Source organism: Sneathiella sp. (genome assembly GCF_041689005.1).
In the GTDB taxonomy this organism is placed as follows: Bacteria; Pseudomonadota; Alphaproteobacteria; order Sneathiellales; family Sneathiellaceae; genus Sneathiella.
Window position 1 is genome coordinate 1 of record NZ_JBDNHC010000004.1, and the last position, 3,234, is coordinate 3,234.

The following is a 3,234-nucleotide window of genomic DNA, read 5'->3' on the forward strand; positions in this document are numbered from 1 at the left end:
CCATACAGATAAACCTGTTTGTGCTTGATCGAACCGTAAATACTATAGGCGCCCGGCGTGCGGGCTGCTGCCGCTTCCATCGCGCTTAAAATATTTGAGGCCAGTTCGCCGCCGCCAGTCGCATCAAACCCAAGGGTTGCACCCGTTTCATGAATAGCGTCCGTCAAGTCCTTCATAAATGTTTCGCTACTGGAATTGACAATGTATTTGGCGCCGAGACTTCTCAAAATATCGATCTGCTCCTGGCTGCGCACAATATTGACGATGGCTACGCCGTCAGCCTAACAAATTTTGTTGAGCATCTGCCCAAGATTGGAAGCGGCTGCCGTGTGCACGATCGCTGTATGGTCTTCCATGCGCATGGTCTCGAGAAAGCTAAGCGCGGTTAGCGGATTAACGAAACTAGACGCTCCATCCTTGGCGGTACAGCCTGGTAAAAGCGGCATGCACATGGCAGCTGGCAGACACCGATACTGGGCATACATCCCGCCACCCATAATGGCGACCACCTTACCCATCAGGCTTTGCGCGTATTCGCTATCACCTGCGGCTACAACGGTACCCGCACCTTCATTGCCGACGGCGAGGTCTTGTCCGACCCGCGCCTTCATAACAGCCATGCCTTGAGGGGAAACAGGGGCAGTGAGGATCGTGTCTGCGCCCGAGCCGCTGGAGGCGGCTCCGCCCATGCTGGCCTAGCCGCTCAGCCGCCCTGGCTGAGTGGCAAACTCTTATGTCTTGAGGCGCGGCCGGGTCGGTCAAGATCTGCAAATTGGAGACGAGTTAGCATTAGACTGACAGCACCATTCTCGTGAGGCTAGATAAACCGCCAAGCGAAGAAGAACGATGCCAAAAACGAAACAAGAGTTGCTGTGAACACCGGGATCAGTCCGCGCCAACCTTCTGACATCAGGGCGTCAAGCCGCGAACGCATGGCTGTTGCAATAACTGCCAACAGCAGAAGCCCCTTTGAGGCAAATAGTCCGTATTCCTTCGCAAGGGCGGGAACGTCGATCAAGGAATTGACTGCCACAACGGCAAAAAATGCAACGATGAACCAAGGCAATTTGAAATGAGCGAGCAGTCCTTTCTTGGCTCCGCTCTCCTGGCCAACTGCCAACCCGATCAGGGCTACCACAGGTGCCAGCAAGGTAACGCGAGTCAGCTTCACAATGGTGGTTACCTCCCCGGCACCGTGTGAATAACTGAATCCGCCGCCAAGGGATTGGGCCACGTCATGAATGGCTGCGCCCATCAGAAAACCCGCCTGCCGATCAGTGAAATGAAATTGCTGCGCCAATATCGGATAGATCGACATGGCGAGTGCGCTGGCGAGCGAAATGCCCACTAATGTGAAGGTAAACCGGTGATGTTCCAGCCGGTCCCGGCCTATAATTGCATAGATTGCCAGTGCGGCAGATGCGCCGCAAATGGCGGTAGCGCCGCCTGCCAGCAGCCCGACATATTTGTTCTGTCCGAACATATTCGCTGCGAACAAACCGGAAAAAATCACCAGCGCCATAATTGTGATCAAGGCCAGAAACGGCAGGAGCCCAAGGTCGGTGATTTGCATCACGGTTATCTGGCTGCCGAGCAGAACAATACCCCACCTCAGGAAATTGGTGCTGCACAGGTCTAGGCCGGGATTAACCCGATCATCCGATGAAATGAAATTGAGCGACAGGCCGATCAACAAGCCTGCGAGGATTACCGGCATGCCGTAATGTTCAGACAAATATGTCGCCGCCGCTGCAGCTATCGCAACGACCACTAGGCCGGGAAAAAAGCTGGCGATGCGGCGCCGGGGCGTTTCCTCGCCGATTGTCTCGGCGAGGAAAATCTCGCCATAAAGATCTGCGCCAATTGGTGATTGGGGAGAGGTGTTTCTTTTAGTCACTGATCAAAGTGCCGATATCTACAATCGGGGTCGCATGAGATTTGGCAAAATCGGCCATGTCTTCTGCCCGCGCCATGGAACCGTCGTCCCGCATAATTGCGCAAAGCACTATTCCCTCGCCTAAGGCGAATTGCTGGCACAATGCAATGCCTGCTTCGAGTGTGGACTTGCGGGCATGGATGCCACCTGGATGCGCGATCAGCGGAAAGACATGCCCAGGTGTGACCAGATCAGCAGCACGGGCGTCTTCAGCCATTGCTACAGCAATTGTGTGCGCCCGATCATGGGCAGATATCCCGGTCTCGACGCCATGCTTGGCTTCAATAGAAACGCCAAAAGGTCTACCACTGCTCGCGGTGCCTTCATTGCTCTGCGCCTTGATGTCCAATTCCCAAGCTCGTTCACGTGTGAGACCGAGGCAGATTAATCCGCGTCCGTAGCGGGCCATGAAATTGATTGCCTCCGGCGTAACCTTGCTGGCGGCCAGTGCAAAATCGATGTCGCCGCCCCGCAACGCATCGCCTGCAAGGATGATGATCCCGCCGCCCGCAAGGTGAGTGCCAACAACTTCGAGGTTTGTATGTTCGTTGCCCGCCCGTTGTGTTGATCCGCTCATGGAAATTTCCCTGCAGCGCCGAATACTTGCTGTCCGACCAGTTCTAGCTGAATTCGCGCGCCGACGTCCTGGATTGCACCGTTCTCGTCAAATGTCTCTGGAGACGTGCGGATAGCTGCCCCGACGGGGGTGGGCCAGCCGCGCAAGGCATGGGTGATACTGCGCAGGGTCAACAACGTACTCATCGCAGCCTGATGGCCGAACGAGGTCGCAATTAGCCCGACTGGGCGGCCGTGAAGGTATGGCCGCTCGTCGGTAGAAAGGTCTTCGATATAGTCGAGTGCGTTTTTGACCAAGCCCGAGATGCTTCCGTGGTAGCCAGGAGACGCAATCAGAACGCCGTCTGCCTCGCGCAGAGCTGCAACCATCGCTGCGCCGTCCTGTGCTTTGTGGCCAGGGCCGCCATAGAAGGGTAGCGAGCTCATATACGCTCCATCGAAATGGGTAATTTCTGCCCCGGCTGCCTCGGCTGCGCGGCAGGCAAGGGCCAGAGCTTTCTCGGTCGATGAGCCAAGGCGGGGAGTACCCCCCAATGCAACGATGCTGATCATGACATGCTCACCCTCGATAAGAAATTCGGTTAATTGAGAAGTCCGCGCCAGATCGCCGCGTTCCAACAGCAACGTGCGCGCCGCACCCTACCGGACCACACTCGACATCGGCACCATTTAACCTGCTGGATCATGCGTCGTTGCCATATGTCGTACGGTGTCATATTGCC

3 protein-coding genes and 1 pseudogene are annotated in these 3,234 nt (G+C 56.1%); all 4 read right to left on the reverse strand.

The window, feature by feature from the left end; genetic code table 11:
* A pseudogene (locus ACESNI_RS00560) lies at nt 1-695 on the reverse strand (zinc-binding dehydrogenase); the annotation flags it as partial.
* Nucleotides 696-817: 122 nt separating this feature from the next.
* On the reverse strand, nt 818-1,897 hold the full coding sequence (locus tag ACESNI_RS00565; RefSeq protein ID WP_373083905.1) for a YeiH family protein: 1,080 nt from the start codon (nt 1,895-1,897) through the stop codon (nt 818-820).
* Entirely contained in the window at nt 1,890-2,513 is a 624-nt protein-coding gene (locus ACESNI_RS00570) for a 3,4-dihydroxy-2-butanone-4-phosphate synthase (protein ID WP_373083907.1), read from the reverse strand. The genes ACESNI_RS00565 and ACESNI_RS00570 overlap by 8 nt, the downstream gene beginning before the upstream one ends.
* Complete coding sequence (locus tag ACESNI_RS00575; RefSeq protein WP_373083909.1) at nt 2,510-3,136, reverse strand: NADPH-dependent FMN reductase; 627 nt, start codon at nt 3,134-3,136, stop codon at nt 2,510-2,512. Before ACESNI_RS00575 ends, ACESNI_RS00570 begins: the two co-directional genes overlap by 4 nt.
* Nucleotides 3,137-3,234: the final 98 nt, after the last annotated feature.